The sequence below is a fragment of the Streptomyces canus genome (genome assembly GCF_041435015.1).
GTDB classification, from domain to species: Bacteria; Actinomycetota; Actinomycetes; order Streptomycetales; family Streptomycetaceae; genus Streptomyces; species Streptomyces canus_G.
In genome coordinates this window covers 8,679,454-8,700,980 of the sequence record NZ_CP107989.1, presented here as the reverse complement: position 1 = coordinate 8,700,980, position 21,527 = coordinate 8,679,454, and the positions used below count along the sequence as shown (strand labels likewise).

General features: G+C 69.4%; 14 protein-coding genes and 1 pseudogene. 2 read left to right on the top strand and 13 right to left on the bottom strand.

What is annotated here, in order from left to right:
* Nucleotides 1–53 precede the first annotated feature (53 nt).
* From OG841_RS39745 to OG841_RS39730, 4 genes are all read right to left on the bottom strand, one after another.
* A complete protein-coding gene (locus OG841_RS39745) occupies nt 54–863 on the bottom strand; it encodes a carbohydrate ABC transporter permease (protein ID WP_371563825.1) in 810 nt (269 codons plus the stop codon).
* Nucleotides 860–1,813 carry a carbohydrate ABC transporter permease gene (locus tag OG841_RS39740; protein WP_371569167.1) on the bottom strand — a complete coding sequence of 318 codons (954 nt, stop codon included), beginning with the start codon at nt 1,811–1,813 and terminating at the stop codon, nt 860–862. The genes OG841_RS39745 and OG841_RS39740 overlap by 4 nt, the downstream gene beginning before the upstream one ends.
* A 20-nt stretch (nt 1,814–1,833) precedes the next feature.
* Nucleotides 1,834–3,075 (bottom strand): sugar ABC transporter substrate-binding protein, encoded by a 1,242-nt coding sequence (locus OG841_RS39735; protein ID WP_328636972.1) that lies wholly within the window; start codon nt 3,073–3,075, stop codon nt 1,834–1,836.
* 125 nt (nt 3,076–3,200) lie between these two features.
* Nucleotides 3,201–4,232, bottom strand: a complete 1,032-nt coding sequence (locus tag OG841_RS39730) for a LacI family DNA-binding transcriptional regulator (RefSeq protein ID WP_328636973.1) — start codon at nt 4,230–4,232, stop codon at nt 3,201–3,203.
* A 404-nt stretch (nt 4,233–4,636) separates the two neighbouring features.
* Between OG841_RS39730 and OG841_RS39725 the strand changes: the two genes are divergently transcribed.
* Complete coding sequence (locus OG841_RS39725) at nt 4,637–8,242, top strand: LamG-like jellyroll fold domain-containing protein (RefSeq protein ID WP_328643480.1); 3,606 nt, start codon at nt 4,637–4,639, stop codon at nt 8,240–8,242.
* Nucleotides 8,243–8,322: 80 nt separating this feature from the next.
* Here the strand turns inward: OG841_RS39725 and OG841_RS39720 are convergent.
* A pseudogene (locus tag OG841_RS39720) lies at nt 8,323–8,514 on the bottom strand (transcriptional regulator); the annotation flags it as partial.
* A gap of 270 nt (nt 8,515–8,784) precedes the next feature.
* Between OG841_RS39720 and OG841_RS39715 the strand changes: the two are divergent.
* Nucleotides 8,785–9,576: an IclR family transcriptional regulator gene (locus OG841_RS39715; protein ID WP_328636974.1), complete on the top strand. Its 792-nt coding sequence runs from the start codon at nt 8,785–8,787 to the stop codon at nt 9,574–9,576.
* Nucleotides 9,577–9,619: 43 nt separating this feature from the next.
* Here the strand turns inward: OG841_RS39715 and OG841_RS39710 are convergent, their stop codons facing one another.
* The 8 genes from OG841_RS39710 to OG841_RS39675 form a co-directional block, all read right to left on the bottom strand.
* Nucleotides 9,620–12,058 carry a GcvT family protein gene (locus OG841_RS39710; RefSeq protein ID WP_371569162.1) on the bottom strand — a complete coding sequence of 813 codons (2,439 nt, stop codon included), beginning with the start codon at nt 12,056–12,058 and terminating at the stop codon, nt 9,620–9,622.
* A gap of 181 nt (nt 12,059–12,239) precedes the next feature.
* Nucleotides 12,240–13,205 carry an ABC transporter substrate-binding protein gene (locus OG841_RS39705; protein WP_328636976.1) on the bottom strand — a complete coding sequence of 322 codons (966 nt, stop codon included), beginning with the start codon at nt 13,203–13,205 and terminating at the stop codon, nt 12,240–12,242.
* Nucleotides 13,206–13,218: 13 nt separating this feature from the next.
* A complete protein-coding gene (locus tag OG841_RS39700; protein WP_328636977.1) occupies nt 13,219–15,228 on the bottom strand; it encodes an ABC transporter permease in 2,010 nt (669 codons plus the stop codon).
* Nucleotides 15,228–16,316 (bottom strand): quaternary amine ABC transporter ATP-binding protein, encoded by a 1,089-nt coding sequence (locus OG841_RS39695; protein WP_328636978.1) that lies wholly within the window; start codon nt 16,314–16,316, stop codon nt 15,228–15,230. The genes OG841_RS39700 and OG841_RS39695 overlap by 1 nt, the downstream gene beginning before the upstream one ends.
* Nucleotides 16,317–16,336: 20 nt before the next feature.
* On the bottom strand, nt 16,337–17,806 hold the full coding sequence (locus tag OG841_RS39690; protein WP_328636979.1) for an aldehyde dehydrogenase family protein: 1,470 nt from the start codon (nt 17,804–17,806) through the stop codon (nt 16,337–16,339).
* A gap of 196 nt (nt 17,807–18,002) precedes the next feature.
* Nucleotides 18,003–19,673 carry a choline dehydrogenase gene (gene betA, locus OG841_RS39685; RefSeq protein WP_328636980.1) on the bottom strand — a complete coding sequence of 557 codons (1,671 nt, stop codon included), beginning with the start codon at nt 19,671–19,673 and terminating at the stop codon, nt 18,003–18,005.
* 153 nt (nt 19,674–19,826) lie between these two features.
* Nucleotides 19,827–20,258: a tetratricopeptide repeat protein gene (locus tag OG841_RS39680; RefSeq protein WP_328636981.1), complete on the bottom strand. Its 432-nt coding sequence runs from the start codon at nt 20,256–20,258 to the stop codon at nt 19,827–19,829.
* A gap of 110 nt (nt 20,259–20,368) precedes the next feature.
* A complete protein-coding gene (locus tag OG841_RS39675) occupies nt 20,369–21,475 on the bottom strand; it encodes an LLM class flavin-dependent oxidoreductase (RefSeq protein ID WP_365121248.1) in 1,107 nt (368 codons plus the stop codon).
* Nucleotides 21,476–21,527: the final 52 nt, after the last annotated feature.

Below are 21,527 nucleotides of genomic sequence, written 5' to 3'. Positions count from 1 at the left end.
GGCACTCGTTTCTCGAGCAGGGATCGTCAGGGGGAGGGGCTGCGCCGCGCAGGTCAGTCCTTGACGGCGCCGGCGGTCACGCCGGCGGCGACGTAGCGCTGGGCGAGGACGAGGATGACCGCGGCGGGCAGGGAGGCCACGACGGCGGTGGCCATGATGGCGTTCCACTGCTGGTTGTTGTTGCCGATGTAGTGGTAGATGCCCAGGGTGATCGGCTCGTGCGTCCCGCCGTTGACCAGGGTGCTGGCGAAGATGAAGTCGGACCAGGACCACAGGAACGCGAACAGGGACACCGTGACGACGGCGTTGCGGCTCATCGGCAGCACGATGGACCGGAAGGTGCGCAGGGGTCCCGCGCCGTCCGTCTTCGCGGCCTGGAGGAGTTCGCCGGGGATGCCGGACATGAACGCGGTGAAGATGAGGACGGCGAAGGGGACGGCCAGGGTGGAGTCGGCGACGATCAGGCCGGGAACGGTCTGGAGCAGGCCGAGTTGGAGGTAGATGGCGTAGAAGCCCATCGCCATGATGATCCCGGGGATCATCTGGGCGGCCAGCAGGACGAAGCTCATGATTCCGCCGCCGCGCGGGCGCAGCTTGGCCAGCGCATAGCCGGCGGGGGCGGCCAGCGCCACGGTCAGGGCGACGGTGCCCAGACCGATGACGAGGCTGGTGCCGAGGTAGGGCAACTGCTGGTCGACGACGGCCCGGTAGCCCTCCAGGGTGACGTGGGAGGGGAACAGGTCCGGTGGGCTCTTGCGCATGTCCTGGTCGCGGGTGAGGGACACGTTGAGCATCCAGTACACCGGGAAGAGCATGATCCCGGTCAGCAGCAGGCCAAGGACGGTCTTCAGCCGTGTTCTCATGACAGCGCCTGCTTTCGCTGGACCCGCACGTAGACCAGGCCGAAGACCAGGGCGGCGACCACCAGCAGGTTGCCGACGGCGGCGCCGGGGCCGAAGGCGGGCAGCAGGTTGCCGAAGCCGAGCTGGTAGGACCAGGTGGCGAAGGTGGTGGACGAGTCGGCCGGACCGCCCTTGGTCATGATCCAGATGATGTCGAAGACCTTGAGTGTGTAGACCAGGCCCAGCAGCAGGGTGATGGCGGAGACCGGGCGCAGCAGCGGGAAGGTGATGCTCCAGAAGCGCCGCCAGGAGCCCGCGCCGTCGATGGCCGCCGCCTCGTACAGGCTGCCGGGGATGGACTGCAGGCCGCTGTAGAGGACGACCAGGTTGAAGGGGACGCCGATCCAGATGTTCGCGATGATCACCGAGGTCAGCGACCAGGACGGCGAGGTCAGCCAGTTCACCGGGCCGATCCCGATGGCGTGCAGGACGGCGTTGACGATGCCGGAGTCACTGTTGAGCATCCACGACCAGGTCGACGCGGACACGATCAGCGGCAGCAGCCACGGCACCAGGAACAGCGCCCGCAGGGTGGCGGAGAGCCGGAAGTGCTGGTTGAAGAAGACGGCCAGCGCCAGGCCGATGCTGTACTGGAAGACCAGGCACACGCCGGTGAACACCACCGTGTGCAGCAGGGCCGGGGCGAAGGTCGGGTCGTCGAAGACCGTCCGGTAGTTCGCCAGGCCGGTGAACGGGGCATCGCCCCGCACGAACGAGCGCACGGTGTAGTGGCGCAGGCTCAGGTCGAGGTTGCGGTACAGCGGATAGGCGTAGAACAGGACGAGGTAGAGGGTCACCGGGGCCAGGAAGGCCCAGGCGGCCCACTGCGGGGAGACGGGGCGGCGCCGCGCCTCGGGGGCCGCGCCCTCGGAGTCGGTCCGCGGGCGCGGCACTTGTGTCGTCTGGCTCATCAACTGGCCCCGAGGTGCACTCACTTGACGGCGGACTGGGCGTCGGTCAGCGCGTCCTTCGGGGACTTCGAGCCGCTGAGCGCGGACTGGACGGCCTTCCACATCTGCTCGGAGATCTTGGGGTACTTGGTGCCGAGGTCGTCGCTGGTCCGTCCCTTGGCCGCCTTGACCGCGTCCACCCAGGGCTTCAGCTCCGCGTTCGCGGCCACCTGCTTGTCCTGGACCTCGCTGGTGGGGGCCACGTAGGACAGGGTGGTGTCGGTGTCGTACAGGTTCTGGGTGCTGGTCAGGCAGGTCGCCAGCTTCTGGGAGGTGGTGTAGCGGCCGGTGTCGTCCTGTACCGGGAGGGTGACGAACTCGCCGCCGGTCGGGGCGGCGGCGCTGCCGCCGGAGGCGCCGGGTATCGGGAGCACGCCGTAGTCGAAGCCGGCCTTCTTGGCGTTGCCGAGCTGCCAGGTGCCGTTCTCCGCGAAGGCGTAGTCGCCGGTCGCGAACTCCTGCCAACTGGTCGTCTGGGTGTTGTTGAGGACCGAGTTGGGGGCGTAGCCGCCCTTGAGCCAGTCCTTCCACAGGGAGAGCGCCGACTCGCCCTGGGCGGAGTCGAGTTGGGTCAGCTTCGCGCCCGCGCCCCAGAACCACGGCAGGAACTGGAAGCTGCCCTCCTCGGTGCCGATCGCGGAGAAGGTGATGCCCTTCTTGCCGGCCTTCTTCACCTTCTCCAGAGCCGCCGTCAGGGACGCCCAGTCCTTCACCGAGGCGATGTCCACGCCGGCTTCCTTCAGGACCTTCTTGTTGTAGTAGAGAGCGAGGGTGTTGGCGCCGATCGGGGTGCCGTAGGTCTTGCCGCCCGACTGGCCGGCCGCGAGGAGGTTGGGGTCGACCTTCGAGGTGTCCAGCTTGTTGTCGTCGGTCGTGGTGAGGACGCCCGCCTCGGCCAGGGTCGAGACGACCGGGTTGTCGACGATGAGGATGTCAGAGGAGTTGCCCTGCTGGGCGGCCAGCAGGGCCTTGTTCGTCAGATCGCTGGTGTCGAAGCCGGTCCGCTTGACCTTCACGCCCGCCTCGGTGCCGCACTTGTCCAGCAGGTTCGTCCAGGCCGAACCCTTGGCGAACTGCGGGTAGGGGTCCCAGACGGTGTACGTGCCGCTGTCGGCGCCCTTGGTGCCGCTGCTGCCGGAGCCGCAGGCGGTGACGCCGGTGGCGACGGCCAGGGAGATCAGGACCGCGGCGGCCGGACGGCGCCGTCTGGAGAAGCTGTTCATGGTGGGTTCCTTCGGTTTGTGGCATGCGGGTGCCGCGGCAGGGGGTCACACGGAGATGAGGGCACCGCGAGCAGCGCCGTGGTGTGCGGACGTGCGGCGGTGTGACGAGTGGTGCCGGGGTGCGATCAGGCCGTCGTGTCGGCCCGCGGAGGCCCCGCGGGCCCGGTGCTGGCCCGCAGCGAGATCGGTGGGATGAGCAGATGCTGCCGGGGCGGCGCGTCGGAGTGGTCCAGCCGCTCCACCAGCAGGTCGACGGCGAGCCGGCCCATCTCGGCCGCCGGTACGTCCGCCGCGGTGAGCTGCGGGGTCACCGTCTCCGCCCAGCGGTTGGCGACGACCCCCGTGATGGAGAAGTCGCGCGGTACATGGCGGCCCGCGTGGGCGAGGCCCCGGTAGAGGCCGCCCAGCGCGGCCTCGTTCAGGGTGACCAGGGCCGTGGTGGCCGGGTCGTCGTGCAGGATCCGTTCCACGCAGGCCTGGCCCGCGGCGGCGTCGTCCCCGCAGCAGTACGTCCGCACCGTCAGCCCGCGTTCGGCCGCGGCCTTCGTGAAGCCGTCCAGTCCGCGGTGGGCGGACTCGTATCCGGTCCTCAGGAGTTGTTCGGGCCGGTTGACGAAGGCGACTCGGCGGTGGCCGAGGTCCGCGAGGTGATGGACGCAGGCCGCCGCCAGCGCGGTGTGGTCCAGGCCGACGTACCAGCCGTCCTCCGGGTGGGCGGTGCGGCCGATGGCGACGGAGGGGAAGCCGAGCGCGGCCAGGTGGTCGGCCCGGTCGTCCTCCAGCCTGATCTCCATCAGGATCGCGCCGTCGACCCTCCGCTCCCCCAGCAGCCGCTGGAAGGAACGGTCGCTGTCCATGCCGCTGGGCGACAACAGCACGTCGTAGTCGTAGGCCGCGGCGGCCTCCACCACGCTGCCGATGAAGTCCAGCTGCATCCCCGTGTAGTGGTTCCCGGCCGGCGGAAAGACCAGGCCGATGGTGCTGGTCCGCCCGTTGGCCAGGGCGCGGGCGCTGGCGCTGGGCTGGTAGCCCAGTTCGTCGACGACCTGCTGGATCTTCCGGCGCGTGTCCTCCGACACCGGGCGCTTGCCGCTCAGTGCGTAGGACACGGTGCTGCGCGAGACACCGGCCCGCCGGGCGATCTCACCGATGTTCACGGCGACTCCTTGGGACGGGCGACCGGCTTGTCGAACCGGTTCGCGTGGAAGTGAACGTAGGAACTGCCCCGACGCCTGTCAATACCCTGAACGTATTCACTGACGGGGTGGGAAAGACGGCGAGATCCCCCGTGTCGAAGGGATTGCTGGCCCGATGTCCCGGTGCTAGCTTCGCCGAACCGGTTCGACACAGCCGCCCAGGGCGGACTCCCTCGCACCTACCGTCACAGAGCCGCCGCACCCGCACCCACATCCCCCCTACACACCCCCTCCCCCCTGCACCTGCCTGGATCGAACCGATTCGACGGCGACTGAGACGGGACGACGGAACCCGTTACTCGACGATTGAGGACGTATCCATGTCATCCGCTGACAGATCCACGCGCCGACGCGCGCCGGCCGCCATGGCGCTGGCCCTCGGCGCGGGCCTGCTGGCCGCGCCCGCCGTATCCGCGCACGCGGCCGAGGCGCCCGGGCCCGCCGCCCGCTACACCTTCGACCAGGACGACCTCGCCTCCGGAAAGATCACCGACAGTTCCGGCAACGGCCTGACGGCGAGCCTGGTGAACGGCTCGACGGCCCGGTCCGTGGCGGGCACGGACGGCGGCAAGGCGCTGGCCCTGCCCGGCGGAGCCCCCACCTCCGACGGCGCCTACGTCCGCCTGCCCCGTGAAGTGGTCGGCGACGCAACCGACTTGACGGTCTCCGCCCGGGTGAAGTGGAGCGGCGACACGTCGTCCTGGCAGCGGATCTTCGATCTGGGCACCGACACCACCAAGTACCTCTTCAGCACGCCGTACAACGGCAACGGGCTGTTCCAGACCTCCGTGACCACCGGCGGAGGCGGGGCGGAGACCCAGGTCCGCGGTTATGCGGCACTGCCGGCGGACGCATGGCGGACGGTCACCGTCACCCTGGACACCACCGCCGGCCGGCTCACCACCTACCTCGACGGGGTGGCGGTCTCCTCCGCCGCGACCGCCATCAAGGCCAAGGACCTGCTGAGCGGCTCGGCGACCGCCGCCGGCTACATAGGCAAGTCCCTTTACCCGGACCCGCTGCTCAAGGGCGCCGTCGACGACTTCGCCGTGTGGCACTCGGCGCTCACCGCCGAGCAGGTGGCCGGCCTGGTCGGTACGGTGCCGACCCTCCAGGACCTCTCGAAGACGAGCTTCGACGTCCGTACGACCGACGGGACCGCCCCGACCCTCCCGGCGGCCGTCCGCGCCGGCTTCTCCGACGGTTACGACCGCGACACGCCTGTCACCTGGGACGCCGTACCGCCCGAGAAGTACGCCAAGCCCGGGACCTTCGCGGTGGCCGGCACGGCGGCGGGACGCGCGGTGCGGGCGAACGTCACCGTGGTCCGCGAGGGGCAGCTCAACGTCGACCTCGGCTCGGACACCGGCGCGTTCCACGGCGGCGCCTCCGGCACCCTCTACGGCGTGTACGGACCGGACGTCCCCACCAACAACCTCATGGAGGGCATGGGCCTGCGCACCGTCTCCACCAAGGCGCAGGACGGCCCGCAGCACCCCGGTGCGGACGCACTGGACGTGGTCAAGCCGCTGGCCGACTCCACCGACGGCGACGTGTACATCTACATGACCGACATCCACCGCGGCTTCCCGTACGAGTGGCCGGGCGACACCCCCGCGGAGAAGCTCAAGCTCTATGAGGAGAAGATAGCCAAGCAGGTCGACCAGGTGCTCCAGCTGCCGAAGCAGTACCAGGACAACATCGTCTTCGTGCCGTTCAACGAGCCCGAGGGCAACATGTTCGGCACGGGCCAGTGGAGCTACAACAAGGTCAGCTGGCTGAGCGACCCCGACGACTACTTCGCCGCCTGGGACTCCGCGTACAAGCTCATCAAGACCAAGATGCCGGACGCCCGTATCGCCGGTCCCAACACCAGCATCCTCTACGACCAGGTGAAGGGCTTCCTCACCCATGCCCTGGCCGCAGGCACCCTCCCGGACGTCATCACCTGGCACGAGCTGAGCCACCCGGAGGCGGTGCGCGCGAGCGTCGCCAAGTACCGGATGTGGGAGAAGGAGTTGTTCAAGGGCACCGATCGCGAGGGCACCCAACTCCCCGTCAACATCAATGAGTACGCCTTCAACTACCACACCTCCGTCCCCGGTCAGATGATCCAGTGGGTCTCCGCGATCGAGGAGTCCAAGGTGGACGCCGACATCGCGTACTGGAACATCGACGGCAACCTCTCCGACTCCGCGGTGCAGTCCAACCGCGGCAACGGCCAGTGGTGGCTGCTCCATTCGTATGCCTCGATGAGCGGGCACACGGTGGCGGTGACCCCGCCCTTCCCCGGCGAGAACTACACCATGCAGGGCGTGGCCACGCTGGACCAGAAGAAGAAGCAGGCCCGGCTGCTCTTCGGCGGCTCCACGGGCAAGGGTCACATCACCTTCTCGGGCGTCCCGAAGAAGCTCTTCGGTGACCGTGTGCACGCCTGGGTGCGGGAGATCGAGTGGAGCGGACAGGTCGGCGACTCCTCCGGCCCGAAGCTGCTCACGGAGACGAACCTGAAGGTCGCGGACGACGGCACGGTCACCGTCGACTTCGGTGACGGCACGCTGCCGAAGCTGAAGGAGTCCTCAGCGTACGAGATCGTCCTCAGCCCGGCCGGGAAGTCGGCGAACACCCAGTCGCCGCCGGTACGTTGGCAGGGCTCGTACGAGGCGGAGGACGCGGCCCACACCGGGTCCGGCTACACGAAGAACGGCCCGGAGGGTTCCACCTCCGACGTGTCGAAGTTCTACACCTCCGGTGGCTACGACGTGGGCGGACTGCGCACCGGCTCGGACGTCACGCTCGACTTCACGGTGGACGTGCCCGAGGACGGCACCTACGACCTGAGCGTCTTCGCCAACTCCCTCAACACCTTCGACAAGGTGAAGGAGCAGGGACCCACCAATGTCTTCCTGCGCGTGGACGGCCAGGCCGCCGGCGAGCAGCAGCTGTATCTGCCGCTCGGCTACAAGTGGGTGGTGTGGGACCACACCGACACCAAGGTGAAGCTCACCAAGGGCAAGCACACCCTGACGCTCGCTGCGAAGAGCCTGGACGGCAAGCGTGCGACGAAGGGTGACGCCATCGTCGACCGCCTCACCCTCGCCCTTCCCGCGGCCTCGGCCGGCACCCAGGTCTACGAGGGCGAACTGGCCTGGCTGAGCGGCGGGGCACAGCCCGTCTACACCCTGCCCAAGCGGGCGGCCACCGGCTCGGGCGCGGCCCGGATCGGCAAGGGTCAGACGGCGACGTTCTGGGTGTACTCCCCCGCCGACCGTGAGGCCACGCTCGAGGTCGACACCCTCGATGGCTCCGGCGCACGGCTCTCCGTCAACGGGCACGACGTCCGGCGTCTGGCCAAGGGCCGGAGCGGCGTCGCGGTCTCCCTCTCCGGCGGCGTCAACAAGGTGACGCTGACGGGCGGTTCGTCGGCCACGCTCGTCGACCGCCTGACGGTCACACCGACCGGGGGCGCGCTGAAAGCCCGTACGTACGAGGCCCAGGACGCGGTACTCGCCGGCTCGGCCACACTCACCCCGCTGTCCCTGGCGACCGACGGCACGGCCATCACCGGCATCGGCGGCGACCCGGGCAACGGCAACACCGCGACGTTCACCGTCACCGCGGACCGGGCCGGGCTGTACGCGCTGCGCGTCCGCTACTCCAACCCGGAGCAGTCCGAGGCCACCCATTACAACCCGGACCCGCTGGCCCGCCATGCCGACATCACCGTCAACGGCGGCGAGACGCGGCGCGTCGGCTTCCCGCACAGCTTCCACGAGAACAACTTCTGGGAGCTGACCGTCCCCGTCACCCTGAAGAAGGGACAGAACACGATCGCCTTCCGCTCCGAGGAGCTGCCGAACTTCGACGGCACGACCTACGCGTCGGAGACCTTCCCCGGGGTGCTGCTCCGATCCCGGTACGCGCCGCTGATCGACCGGATCACCGTGGCGCCGTACTCGCGGGAGAAGTGATCACCACCGGCGGCGCCGTCAGGCGCCGCCGGCCGGTGCCGGCCCTCTTGTCCGACGGGGAGGGAGACCGCTCCGGTCGCTCAGCCGGTGGCGGTCGGGGACGCGTGGGCCGCACCGCGCGAGTCGGTTGACGGACGCCGTCCGCCCGTCGGCGGGGGCGCCGTCGAGGCGCGTACGACGAGCTCGACCGGTGGGTCGCCCGCCGGTGCCGGCTCGGCGTCCGGTTTCTCGATGGCCTGCACCAGGAGCCGCAGCCCTTCCCGGGCCACGGCGGTGCGGTCATGGTGCCCTCCCTGGCTGACGACGACCGCACCCTGGCGCGTCTCGGCGGCACTTGGGTGAACGCCGTGTGGCCAGCGGGCCGTCGCGCCGGGAGTGGCGGCCCACGAGGGCAAATCTTGCCTCCGCCTTTGCCGGGGGCCACCCGGCCGTTGACGCTCGCAAGAGGACCGACGGGGCCCACCGGGCCCGGAAGGGAGCGCCGGGAACGCCGGAGGGTGACCAGTCCGACGACTGTTGACCTGCTCGCATAGAGTTCCGCCATGAGCAGCAACGGTTCCGAGTCCGGGGGCACGTCGAGCGGCGGTGTGCAGTCCGTCGACCGGGCTGTCACCGTGCTGGAGATCCTCGCCCAGCGTGGCGAGGCAGGCGTCAGTGAAGTGGCCGAGGCGATCGACGTCCACAAGTCCACCGCGTTCCGTCTGCTGGGTGCGCTGGAGGCGCACGGGATGGTGGAGCAGGAGGGCGAGCGCGGGAAGTACCGCCTCGGCTTCGGCATCGTGCGCCTGGCCGGTGCGGTCACCGGGCGCATCGACGTCACCAAGCACGGCCGCGGGATCTGCGAGCGCCTCGCCGACACACTGGGCGAGACGATGAACATCGCGGTCCTGGAGTCCCACCACGTGATCAACCTCGACCAGGTGCGCGGCCGGTCCGCCATCACCGCGCAGAACTGGGTCGGCCGGCTGACGCCGATGCACTGCACGTCGAGCGGCAAGGTCCTGCTCGCCCATCTCACGGAGCAGCGCCGGGACGAGCTCGTCGCCGCGGCCGGGCTCGACCGGATGACCGCACGCACGCTGACCTCCCGGCAGAAGCTGGAGGCGGAGCTGGTCCGGGTCCGCGAGCAGGGTTACGCCCTGACGGTCGAGGAGTACGAGGAGGGCCTCAACGCCATGGCGGCGCCGGTTCGTTCCGGTGACGGCGAGGTCGTCGCCGCCCTCACCGCCTCGGGTCCCGCCTTCCGTCTCACCGAGGAGCGGATGCACGAGCTGGCACCGGTGCTGATCGAGGGCGCCGACGAACTCAGCCACCGGCTCGGCTATCTGGGCTGACACCGGGCGCCGTCCGGGCGCCCGGAGCGTGGCTACGACCCGCTCATCCCCGAAGGCGGGACATCGTCGGGTCGAACAGCGGCTCCTCGGCCACGACCGCCTCCACGCGCTGGTCGAAGTAACCGATGTGCAGCGCGCGGCCGGCCACGGCGAGCTCCGCGGGCAGCCAGGCGTACGCGATGCCCTTGCCGATCGTGTGGCCGAAGGCCGCGCTGGTGACATGACCGACCGGGCGCTGCCCGTCGTACACCGGCTCCTTGCCCATGACGACGGCCCGCGGGTCCTCGATCGTCAGGCAGGTCAGCTTCCGCCGCACGTCGGCCTTGCGTCGCTCCAGCGCCGCCTTCCCGACGAAGTCCTCCTTGTCGGCCTTGACGGCGAAGCCGACCCCGGCCTCGTACGGGTCGTGCTCGTAGGTCATGTCGGTGCCGAAGGAGCGGTAACCCTTCTCCAGGCGGAGGCTGTTGAACGCCCCCCGCCCGGCCGCGATGCCGCCCAGCGGACGGGCCGCCCGCCACAGCGTGTCCCACAGCTTCAGGCCCTGGTCGGCGGTGGTGTACAGCTCCCAGCCGAGCTCACCGACGTACGACAGTCGCATGGCCGTCACCGGGACGGACCCGATGTAAGCGTGCTGGGCGCGGAAGTACTTCAGGCCCGCGGCCGAGAAGTCCTCGTCCGTGAGCGGCTGGAGGACGTCCCGGGCGAGCGGTCCCCACAGGCCGATGCAGCAGGTACCGGGGGTGATGTCACGGACCTGGACCGTGCCGTCGGCGGGGAGGTGGCGGGTGAACCAGTCGAGGTCGAGATTGCCGTTGGCGCCGACCTGGAAGAGGTCGGGGGCCAGCCGTGCGACGGTGATGTCGCTGCGAATGCCTCCGTCGTGGTCCAGCAGCAAGGTGTACGTCACCGAGCCGACGGACTTGGCTACCTTGCCGGTGCACAGCCGCTCCAGCAAGTCGCCCGCCCCCCGCCCGCTCACCTCCAGACGCTTGAGGGCCGTCATGTCGTACATCGCGACGGTCTCGCGGGTGGCCTGGGCCTCGGCTCCGACGATCGGTGACCAGTACCGCGCGGCCCAGTCGTTGGGGGTGACGATCGAACGGCCTTCCACCAGGCCCGCGTTGGCCTCGTACCAGTGCGGCCGCTCCCAGCCGTTCGCCTCCAGGAAGAAGGCGCCCAGCTCCTGCTGGCGGGCGTGGAAGGGGCTGGTGCGGATCGGGCGCGGGGCACCGGACGGCTGGAGCGGATGGAGGATGTCGTAGACCTCCACGAAGTTCTGGCAGTCGCGGGCCCGTACGTACTCCGGGGCGAGCTGGTGCGGCTCGAAGCGGTTGACATCGCACTCGTGGAGGTCGAAGGAGGAGCAGTGGCCGTCGACCAGCCATTCGGCGACGGCTCGTCCGACGCCGGCGGAGTGGGTGACCCAGACGGCCTCGGCGACCCAGAAGCCCTTGACGTCCGGGGACTCGCCGAGGAGGGGCAGGCCGTCGGTCGTGAAGGAGAACAGGCCGTTGATGGCCTCCTCGATCTTGGCCTCGCAAGTGGCGGGCAGCAGGGACTGCGTCTCGGTCCAGGCGTCCGCGAAGTCGTCCTCGGTGAACTTCAGGACCGACGGCATCCCGTCGGCCTCGTCGACGGAGAGGATCTCGTCGGCGGTGATGGGCATGGGCCGGTGGCCGTAGTAGCCGATGCCGAGGGTGTCGTGGCGGTCACGGTAGTAGAGGTCGGCGTCCTGGTGGCGCAGGATCGGGCGCACCGCCTCCTCGGTCTGCCCCGCGAGCGCCGGGACCGGTCCTGTCCAGGCGAGCTGGTGGGCGAGCGGGGTGAGCGGCAGGTTCATGCCGACCATGCGGGCGATCTTCGGGCCCCAGATGCCGGCGCAGCACACGACGATGTCGGCCTGCAGATCGCCCTGGTCGGTGCGGACGCCCGTCACTTCCCCGTCGGCCTGCAGGACGTCGAGGACCTCGTGGCGGGCCAGGAAGGTCACTCCGCGCCCGGTGGCCCGGCGGATCTGCGCCTCGACGGCGAGGACGGCCTTGGCGAGGCCGTCGGTCGGGATGTGGAGGCCGGCGAGGACCCGGTCGCGGTTGACCAGGGGATGCTGGTCGACACACTCGTCGGCGGTCAGGATCCGCGACTCCACGCCCCAGGAGGTGAGCCAGCCCTGCCGGCGGTGGAGTTCGGTGACGCGCTCGGGCGTGGTCGCCACCTCGAGGCCGCCGACCTGGAGGAAGCAGGGCTGTCCGTCGACGTCGAGCGAACAGAACTTCTCGACGGTGTAGCGGGCCAGCTCGGTCATGGTCTTGGAGGAGTTGGCCTGGAAGACGAGGCCCGGGGCGTGCGAGGACGATCCCCCGGTGGCCGGGAGCGGGCCCTGGTCGACCACGGTCACCTCGGTCCAGCCGCGCGCGGAGATCTCGTCGGCGAGTGCCGCGCCGACGACGCCCGCTCCGATGATGACCACTCGGGGTCCCGCCATCGCCGCACCTCCGGTTAAGTTGCTTTGTACGCAACACGATTCAGGCTGCGCAACTCAATGTGCCCGCCGTGCCGGTGGGTGTCAAGAGGCCCGGTGACGTCACGGAACGGTCCGGAAAACGGCAACGCCCGGTGGGCGGCGCGCGGGAGTGCGCACCGCCCACCGGGCGTCCACGAGCGGGCTACTTGATCCAGGCGTCGACCTTGTCGCGGTTGGCCTCGACCCACTTCTTGGCCGCCGCGTCCGGCGTCATCTTGTCCACCGCGATGTACTTGGCCACGGTGTTCTGGTCGTCGTTCGTCCAGTTGAACTTCTTCACCAGGTCGTAGGCCGGGCTGCCGGACTTCGCGAACTTGGCGCTGACGATCTTGTCGAGGTCGTAGACGGGATAGTCACAGGCGACCTTGGCCGCATCGGCGTCGCAACCCGACTTGTACGCGGGCAGGTCGACCTTCACCAGCGGCACCTCGGACAGGAACCACTGCGGTTCGTAGAAGTAGCCGATCACCCACTGCTTGTTCTTCTCGGCGTTGCGGTACGCCTGGATCAGCGCGGTCTCGCTGCCCGCGTACACCACCTTGAAGTCCAGCTTCAGGTTCTTCACCAGCGCCTCGTCGTTGGTGACGTACGACGGGTCGCCGTCCAGGAGCTGGCCCTTGCCACCGGACTCCGAGGTCTTGAACTCGGCGGCGTACTTGTTGAGGTTCTTCCAGTCGGTGATGTCCGGGTGGGCCTTGGCCAGCCACGGCGGCACGTACCAGCCGATGATGCCCTTGTTGCCGGTCGAGCCGGCCTCCACGGCGGTCTTCTGCTGGGTGATGTACTTCTTCTTCAGGTCGTCGTGGCCCCAGTTCTCCAGGACGGTGTCGACCTCGCCGGTCCCGAAGCCCTGCCAGGCGATCTCCTCCTTGAGGTCCTTCTTGGTGACCTTGCATTTCAGGTCGTGCTCGGCGACGTACGCGACGACCGCAGCGTCGGCCTCGTAGCCCACCCACGGGTTGACCGCGAGGTTGAAGGTGCCGCACTTGCCGGAGCTGCCCGAGCCGCCGGCCTCCGAGGAGTCACCGACCTTCGCGCCGCCGCAGGCCGTGAGGGTGAGGCCGAGGACGGCCAGGCCGGCCGCGCCGGCTCGCCAGTGTCTTGCCATCGTGTCGTGCTCCTCAATTACTGGTGCGGCGAGCCGCTGCTTGAGTGATCCGGTCGAACATGACGCCGAGCAGCACGATGGCGAGCCCGGCCGCCAGGCCCTTGCCGTACAACTGTCCCTGCGAGAAGCCGGCGACCACGTCGTAGCCGAGCGCCCCGGCGCCGACCAGGCCGCCGACGACGACCATCGACAGCACGTAGATCAGGCCCTGGTTGGTCGCGAGCGTCAGGGCACTGCGGGCCATCGGCAGCTGGACCTTGGTGATGATCTGCCAGGTGTTGCACCCGGTGGAGGTCGCCGCCTCGACCGTGGTCGCGGGCACGGTCCGCACCCCGTCGGCGATGATCTTGATGGCGACCGGGGCCGCGTAGACGATCGCGGCGACGATGGCCGTGAACCGGGTCGCGCCGAACAGGGCGAGGAACGGCACGAGATAGACGAACGGCGGCATGACCTGGGCCGCGTCGAGGGTGGGCCGCACCATCCGGTCCACCAGCGCGCTGCGGCCCATCCACACCCCGACGACGACGCCGAGCAGCATGACCAGCACGGTCGCCACGAGGGTCGAGGCCAGGGTCGTCATACCGTCCGACCACACTCCGGTGGCGACCAGGAGTCCCACGCACACAGCGGTGGTGACGCCGGCGCGCCAACCGCCCAGCACCACCGCGATCCCGATCAGGGCGGCGCCGACGAGCCACCACGGGGAGTCGGTCAGCAGCGTCTGGAAGGGGTTGAGCAGGCCGTTGGTGATGGCGTCGCGGAAGCCGTTGGTCAGCCCCGACAGGTTGTCCTGCGCCCAGGTGGTCACGTTGTCGGCCGCTTTGGCGATGTTGCTGCCGGTGCCGCCGTCGCCGGGGAACTCGGCCGCCCACAGATAGGTGTGCGACAGATACACGAGTACGGCCGCCACCACTCCCCCGGCCACGAGAAGGTGCCGCCGCCACTTGAGCAGCGGGTTGCCGGACCGCCTGGCCGCCTCCGCGCGTCCGCTCGCCGCGGTGGTGACCCGGTCCAGGACGATCGCCATGACGACGATGGCGAGGCCCGCGTTGAAGGCCGTACCGACGTCGAGGGACTGCAGGGCCTGGACGACGGTCTTGCCGAGCCCGGGGGCGTCGATCAGGGCGGCGATGGTCACCATGGCCAGGGCGGCCATGATGGTCTGGTTGATGCCCATCACCACGGTCCGCTTGGACATCGGCAGCAGGACCTTCAGGAGGGACTGTCTGCGGGTGGCGCCCATGGATGCGGCGGCCTCGACCGTCGTCGCGGGCACGGAACGGATGGCGTGCGCGGAGATACGGATGGCCGGCGGTGCCGCGTAGATGACGGTGGCGATGGTGGCGGAGGCCCCGCCGATCAGGAAGAACAGGGTCAGCGGCGCCAGGTAGACGAAGGTCGGCATCGTCTGCATGAAGTCGAGGAACGGGGTGACGATCCGGTTGGCCCGTTCGGACAGGCCCGCCCACACGCCCAGCGGGAGGGCGAACAGCAGCGCGACCAGGACCGCGGAGAGGGTCAGGGACAGGGTGTCCATGCTCTCCTGCCACAGGCCCTGGAGCCCGAGGAAGGTGAAGCCGGCCACGGCCAGCAGCGCGACCCGCCAGTTGGCCACCGCCCAGGAGACATACCCGGCGAGCCCGACGACTCCGAGCCAGCCGATCTGCGGGAGCGGGCGGTCACCGGACGGCTGGGAGATCAGGTCCTGGACGAAGGTCACCAGGTTGTCGATGACCAGCCTGATCTCGTTGAAGCCGTACAGGAAGAGCGGGTTGGAGTTGCGGTCGGCACCGATGGAGTCGTTGACGTCGTTGAGCCAGCGGTGCAGATCGGTGAGGTCGGCCGCGGCCAGCGACAGGGTCTGCTTTCCGCGCAGTACGGCGAAGAGGACGAGCCAGACGACCAGGATCGCGCCGACCACCATGGACCGGCTGATCCTGCGTACGGGGGCTACGGGCGGAGGCGGTTCGGCCTGCTTCGTCTGCCCCGGTTGCCCGGGTTTCTCCATGACGACGGTCATCACGCGTCGCCTTCCTGCCCGGCGACCACCGCGAGGATCTCCTCGTCGCCGACGATGCCGATCAGCTTGCCGTTCTCGACGACCTTGACGGGCTTGTCGGCCGCGAGCACCGCCCGGGTGGCCTCCTTCACCACGACATCGGGGCCCAGCTCGGGTCCGTCCAGGGGGTCTTCCGGTGTCGCCGGACGCATGATCCAGCGCAGGGTCAGCACATCGCCGCGCGCCACGTCCTTCACGAAGTCGCGTACGTAGTCGTCGGCGGGGGCGCCCACGAGTTCGTCACCGGTGCCGCACTGGACCATCCTGCCGTCGCGCATGATGAGGATCCGGTCGCCGAGTTTCAGCGCCTCGGAGAGGTCGTGGGTGATGAACACCATCGTCTTGCCGACCTCGTGGTGCAGCCGGATGACCTCGCTCTGCATGTCACGGCGGATCAGCGGGTCGAGCGCGGAGAACGGCTCGTCGAAGAGGAGGACGTCCGGATCGCCGGCCAACGCCCTTGCGAGGCCCACGCGTTGCTGCATACCGCCGGAGAGCTGGTCGGGATAGGAGTTCTCGTACCCCGACAGGCCCACGAGTTCGACCACCTCCAGCGCCCGCCTGGTGCGCTCGGCCCGGCCCATGCCGCGGATCTCAAGGCCGAACGCCACGTTGTCGACGACGCGGCGGTGGGGCAGCAGACCGAAGTGCTGGAAGACCATGGAGAACTTGCTGCGCCGCAGTTCACGCAGCCGCCGCTCGTCGGCGTCCCGGATGTCCTCGCCCTCGAAGACGATCTCACCGGCGGTGGGCTCGATCAGCCGGGTCAGACAGCGCACCAGGGTGGACTTGCCGGAGCCGGACAGTCCCATGACGACGAAGACCTCGCCGGGCGCGACCTCGAAGTTCACGTCCCGCACGGCGGCGGTGCAGCCGACGCGGTCCATGAGTTCGCGGCGGGTGAGCCCGCGCAGCTCCTCGGAGTCCGGTACCTGGTTCGCCTTCGGCCCGAACACCTTCCACAGCCCGCGTACGGATATGACGGGCGTGGGTGCCGCGTCCTCGGGGGTGCCGCGGTGCGGCGGCACCTCGGTCTGGGTTGGGGTCATGGTCGACCTCTTCTCGGCGTTCAGCCGCGGAACCAGTGCTGCGGCCGGGGTTGGATGTTCTGCCAGATGTGCTTGGGCTCGCGGTACTCGTCGAGGCCGGTCGGTCCCAGTTCCCGGCCCACACCGGAGTGCCCGAAGCCACCCCACTCGGCCTGGGGCACATAGGGGTGGTAGTCGTTGATCCAGACGGTGCCGTGCCGCAGCCGACGGGCGACCCGCTGGGCCTTCCCCGCGTCCTGCGTCCAGACGGCACCGGCGAGTCCGTACTCCGTGTCATTGGCGATGCGTACGGCGTCGTCCTCATCGGAGAAGCGTTCCACGGTCAGCACCGGCCCGAAGGACTCCTCGTGCACCACCCGCATGTCCTGCCGGCACTCGTCGAGCACGGTGGGCGGGTAGTAGTGGCCGTTCGCGAGGGCGGGGTCGTCGGGGCGCTCACCGCCGCAGCGCAGGACGGCACCTTCGGCGAGCCCGGCGGCGACGTACGCCTCGACCTTCTCCAGGTGCTGCGCCGAGATCAGCGCCCCGGTCTCGGCCTCGGGATCGAAGGGCCCGCCGAGGCGGATCTGCCGGGCGCGGCGCACCACCTCGTCGACGAACCGGTCGTGCAGGGAGTCCTCGACGATCAGCCGGGCACCGGCCGAGCAGACCTGACCCGAATGCAGGAAGACGGCCGTGAGCGCGAAGTCCACGGCCGTCTCGAAGTCGGCGTCGGCGAAGACGACATTGGGGTTCTTGCCGCCGAGTTCCAGCGCGACCTTCTTCACGCTCGCGGCGGCCGTCGCCATGATCCGTTTACCGGTCTCCACGCCCCCGGTGAAGGAGACCATGTCGACCCGGGGATCCTCGGAGAGCGGCGCTCCCACCTCGGGCCCGGTACCGAGGACGAGGTTGGCCGCACCGGCGGGCAGTCCGGCCTCCTCCAGCGCCTTCATCAGCAGGATCGCGGTGGAAGGAGTGAGCTCACTGGGCTTGAGGACGATGGTGTTACCGGCCAGAAGGGCCGGAGCCACTTTCCAACTCGCTTGCAGAAGTGGGTAGTTCCACGGTGTGATCAGACCGCACACACCGATCGGCTCGTAGACCACGCGGCTGACGGCGTCGTCCCGTCCGGTGTCGATCACGCGGCCGGCGTCGGTGCCGCCCAGCCCGCCGTAGTAGCGAAGACAGGAGACGACGTCGGCGATGTCGTACTCGCTCTCCACCAGCCGCTTGCCGGTGTCCAGCGATTCGGCGCGGGCGAACTCCTTGACGTCACGCTCGAGCAGGTCGGCGGTGCGCAGCAGCAGGGCACCCCGCTCACGCTCGGGGGTACGCGGCCAGGGCCCTTCGTCGAAGGCCCGGCGGGCGGCGGCGATCGCCGCCTCGGCGTCGGGGCGGGCCCCTTCGGACACGGTCGCCGAAAGCGTGCCGTCGGCGGGACATCGGATCTCCCGATGGCCTCCGGCCACCGGCTCCCGCCACTTCCCGTCCACATACAGGTCTGCCACCTGGGGAGCCCTTCGAGCGATTCTCGTTGCGCATCGCGCACCGCATTGCTTGTGGTGGAACACTCTGGAGAATGCATGAACCCACGTCAAGGGGTTGGGGGATGACGGTTTCGACAATCGGACGGCCGCGCGGGCGACTTGATCGCGGGCCGGCGAGGCGGGTTTCCGATGCAAGCGGCCCCGTGAAAAAACTGCGTTACCCCGCCTGCGTCCGGGCGTCCCGGTGCCGGTAGTACGCGGCCTCGGAGGGCGGGAGCGGCTCCTTGCCGAGGATGAGGTCGGCCGCCTTCTCCGCGATCATCATCACCGGCGCGTAGATGTTTCCGTTGGTGACATAGGGCATCACCGACGCGTCGACGACCCGCAGCCCCTCGACTCCGTGCACGCGCATGCTGGCGGGGTCCACGACGGCCATCTCGTCGGTGCCCATCTTGCAGGTGCAGGAGGGGTGCAGGGCCGTCTCGCCGTCCTTGGCGACCCAGGCGAGGATCTCCTCGTCGCTCTCGACGGACGGGCCTGGCGAGACCTCCCCGCCGTTGTAGGGGGCGAGGGCGGGCTGGTTGAGCAGCCTGCGCGCGACACGGATCGCCTCGACCCACTCGCGGCGGTCCTGCTCGGTGGACAGATAGTTGAAGCGCAGCGCCGGGTGTTCCTCCGGGTTCCTGCTCCTGATCTTCACCGAGCCGAGGGCGTCGGAGTACATGGGCCCCACATGCACCTGGTAACCGTGTCCGCCGGCGGGCACGGAGCCGTCGTAGCGGACCGCGATGGGCAGGAAGTGGAACATCAGGTTGGGGTAGTCCACGTCCTCGTTGCTGCGGGCGAAGCCACCGGCCTCGAAGTGGTTGGTCGCGGCGGGGCCCTTGCGGAAGAGCCACTGCAGGCCGATGAAGGGGGCGCGCCATTTCGCGAGGTACGGCTGCATGGAGACGGGCTGCTTGCAGGCGTACTGGATGTACACCTCCAGATGGTCCTGCATGTTCTCGCCGACGCCCGGCAGGTCGTGGACGACGTCGATGCCGAGCGCGCCCAGTTCCCCGGCGTTGCCCACGCCGGACAGCTGGAGCAGCTGCGGGGAGTTGATCGCGCCACCGCAGAGGATGACCTCCTTGGCCCGCACCTGCTGCGGCGCGCCCTTGCCGCGCCGGTACTCGACGCCGACCGCCCGCTTGCCCTCGAACAGGACGCGGGTGACGAGGGCGCGGGTCGTGACCGTGAGGTTGGGGCGTTTGCGGACGGGCTTCAGATAGGCCTTCGAGGCCGACAGGCGGCGCCCGCGGTGGACGTTGCGGTCGAACTTGGCGAAGCCCTCCTGCCGGTAGCCGTTGACGTCGTCCGTGGGCGCGTATCCGGCCTCCTCGGTGGCCTTCTGGAACGCGGTGAAGAGCGGGTTGGTGGCCGGGCCGCGTTCCAGGACGAGCGGGCCGTCGTGGCCGCGGAACTCGTCGTCGGGGTCGGCCGCGAGACAGTTCTCCATGCGCTTGAAGTACGGCAGACAGTGCGCGTAGTCCCAGGTCTCCATGCCGGGATCGGCGGCCCAGCGCTCGTAGTCCATGGGGTTTCCGCGCTGGAAGATCATGCCGTTGATGCTGCTGGAGCCGCCCAGCACCTTGCCGCGGGCGTGGTAGACGCGCCGGCCGCCCATGTGCGGCTCGGGTTCGGACTCGTACTTCCAGTCGTAGAAGCGGCTGCCGATCGGGTAGGTCAGCGCCGCGGGCATGTGGATGAAGACGTCCCACGGATAGTCGGGCCGGCCGGCCTCCAGCACCAGCACCTTGGCGCCCGGGTCGACGGAGAGCCGGTTGGCCAGTGCGCTGCCGGCCGATCCACCGCCGACGATGACGAAGTCGTACTGCTGAGGAGCCATGATGCCTCGTCTCGCTCGCGCCGTAGATACGCGCGGCATGGTAGTACGGGTAGCGTCATACGCACCAGGTTGCGCGCCACGCAACTTCTACGACACATCGAGGGCGGCGGCCGGTCCGACGGAACTACCGCCTGCCCCAGAGGGGCGTACCGCTCACTCGTCGTCCGGGAACTCGCCCGCGAACGCGCCCGCCATCCGCAGCCAGGGCTCCGCCTCGTCCTGGCGACCCTGACGCTGCAGCGTGCGTCCCAGCATCAGGTGGGCGTAGTGCTCCACCGGATCGCGTTCGACGATCACGCGCAACTGCTCCTCGGCGCGCTTCAGTTGTGCGGAGTGGTAGTAGGCGCGGGCCAGCAACAGCCGGGGACCGGTCTGTTCCGGCGCCTCCTCGACGACGACCGCGAGGAGCTTCGCGGCACCGCTGTAGTCCCGCGCCTCGAACAGCAGCCCGGCACGCTCCCAGCGCTCGACGGTGGTCTCCTCGTGCGGCACGCCGACGCCGTTGTCGAAGAGGTGCAGCGCGCTGGCCCAGCGGTCGGGCGCCACCCCGTCGGTGGCCGCGTACGCGTTGACGTTCTCGGTCATGGTTCCTGCCTCTCCTCTCCCGGACGCGTCTTCACGCGGACCGGAGTGACTCGCCGCCGGCCCGGATGACGCGGGCGGCGGGTTCGTCGGTCAGATGCTTTCGTACGGTCTCAGTCCGCGTGCTCGGCGGTCTGCGCGCTCCCGGTGTCGCGGGCGGCGAGCAGGGAGGCGTGAGTGGGGGCGTCGGGCACTCCGGCCGGACGCACCGCCGCGAACTCCTTGCGCAGCACCGGTACGACCTTCTCGCCGAGTATGTCGATCTGCTCCAGTGCCGTCTTCAGAGGGATGCCGCCGCCGTCCACCACGAACAGCTGGCGCTGGTAGTCACCGGCGTACTCGCGGAAGGAGAGCGTCTTCTCGACGACCTGCTCGGGCGTGCCGACGGTCAGCGGGGTCTGCTCCATGTACTCCTCCATCGAGACGCCGCCGCCCATCACCGGCGAGTGGTCGAAGACCGGGCGGAACTCCCGCACGGCATCCTGGGAGTTGTGCCGCATGTGGACCTGGCCGCCGAGACCGACGACGGCCTGCTCCGGCGTGCCGTGGCCGTAGTGCGCGTACCGCTGCCGGTAGAGGTCGATCAGCTTCCCGGTGTGCTCCTTGGGCCAGAAGATGTTGTTGTGGAAGAAGCCGTCGCCGTAGTACGCGGCCTGCTCGGCTATCTCCGGGGACCGGATGGAGCCGTGCCAGACGAACGGCGGGACCCCGTCCAGCGGCCGCGGCGTGGAGGTGAAGCCCTGCAACGGCGTGCGGAACTTCCCCTCCCAGTCGACGACGTCCTCGCGCCACAGCCTGCGCAGCAACGCGTAGTTCTCGACCGCGAGACCGATGCCGTCGCGGACGTCCTTGCCGAACCACGGATAGACCGGGCCGGTGTTCCCGCGGCCCATCATCAGGTCGACGCGCCCGTCGGCCAGGTGCTGGAGCATCGCGTAGTCCTCGGCGATCTTCACCGGGTCGTTGGTGGTGATCAGCGTGGTGGACGTCGACAGGATGATGCGCTCGGTGCGCGCGGCGATGTAACCGAGCAGGGTCGTCGGCGACGAGGGCACGAACGGCCGGTTGTGGTGCTCACCGGTCGCGAACACGTCGAGTCCGACCTCCTCGGCCTTCCGCGCGATCGCGGTCATCGCCTTGATCCGCTCGTGCTCGGTCGGCGTACGACCCGTGTGCGGGTCGGTGGCCACGCCACCGACGGTGAAGATGCCGAACTGCATCGCCCTCACCCTTCCTGGTGGTTGATGTATCAACCGCATCCCGGGAACACGG

Excerpts from the sequence above, each read along its gene's own strand:
- OG841_RS39710 (WP_371569162.1), bottom strand. The coding sequence starts at position 12,058 with ATGGCGGGACCCCGAGTGGTCATCATCGGAGCGGGCGTCGTCGGCGCG.
- OG841_RS39735 (WP_328636972.1), bottom strand. The coding sequence starts at position 3,075 with ATGAACAGCTTCTCCAGACGGCGCCGTCCGGCCGCCGCGGTCCTGATC.
- OG841_RS39680 (WP_328636981.1), bottom strand. The coding sequence starts at position 20,258 with ATGACCGAGAACGTCAACGCGTACGCGGCCACCGACGGGGTGGCGCCC.
- OG841_RS39740 (WP_371569167.1), bottom strand. The coding sequence starts at position 1,813 with ATGAGCCAGACGACACAAGTGCCGCGCCCGCGGACCGACTCCGAGGGC.
- OG841_RS39715 (WP_328636974.1), top strand. The coding sequence starts at position 8,785 with ATGAGCAGCAACGGTTCCGAGTCCGGGGGCACGTCGAGCGGCGGTGTG.
- betA (WP_328636980.1), bottom strand. The coding sequence starts at position 19,673 with ATGGCTCCTCAGCAGTACGACTTCGTCATCGTCGGCGGTGGATCGGCC.
- OG841_RS39725 (WP_328643480.1), top strand. The coding sequence starts at position 4,637 with ATGGCGCTGGCCCTCGGCGCGGGCCTGCTGGCCGCGCCCGCCGTATCC.
- OG841_RS39745 (WP_371563825.1), bottom strand. The coding sequence starts at position 863 with ATGAGAACACGGCTGAAGACCGTCCTTGGCCTGCTGCTGACCGGGATC.
- OG841_RS39695 (WP_328636978.1), bottom strand. The coding sequence starts at position 16,316 with ATGACCCCAACCCAGACCGAGGTGCCGCCGCACCGCGGCACCCCCGAG.
- OG841_RS39705 (WP_328636976.1), bottom strand. The coding sequence starts at position 13,205 with ATGGCAAGACACTGGCGAGCCGGCGCGGCCGGCCTGGCCGTCCTCGGC.
- OG841_RS39700 (WP_328636977.1), bottom strand. The coding sequence starts at position 15,228 with ATGACCGTCGTCATGGAGAAACCCGGGCAACCGGGGCAGACGAAGCAG.
- OG841_RS39675 (WP_365121248.1), bottom strand. The coding sequence starts at position 21,475 with ATGCAGTTCGGCATCTTCACCGTCGGTGGCGTGGCCACCGACCCGCAC.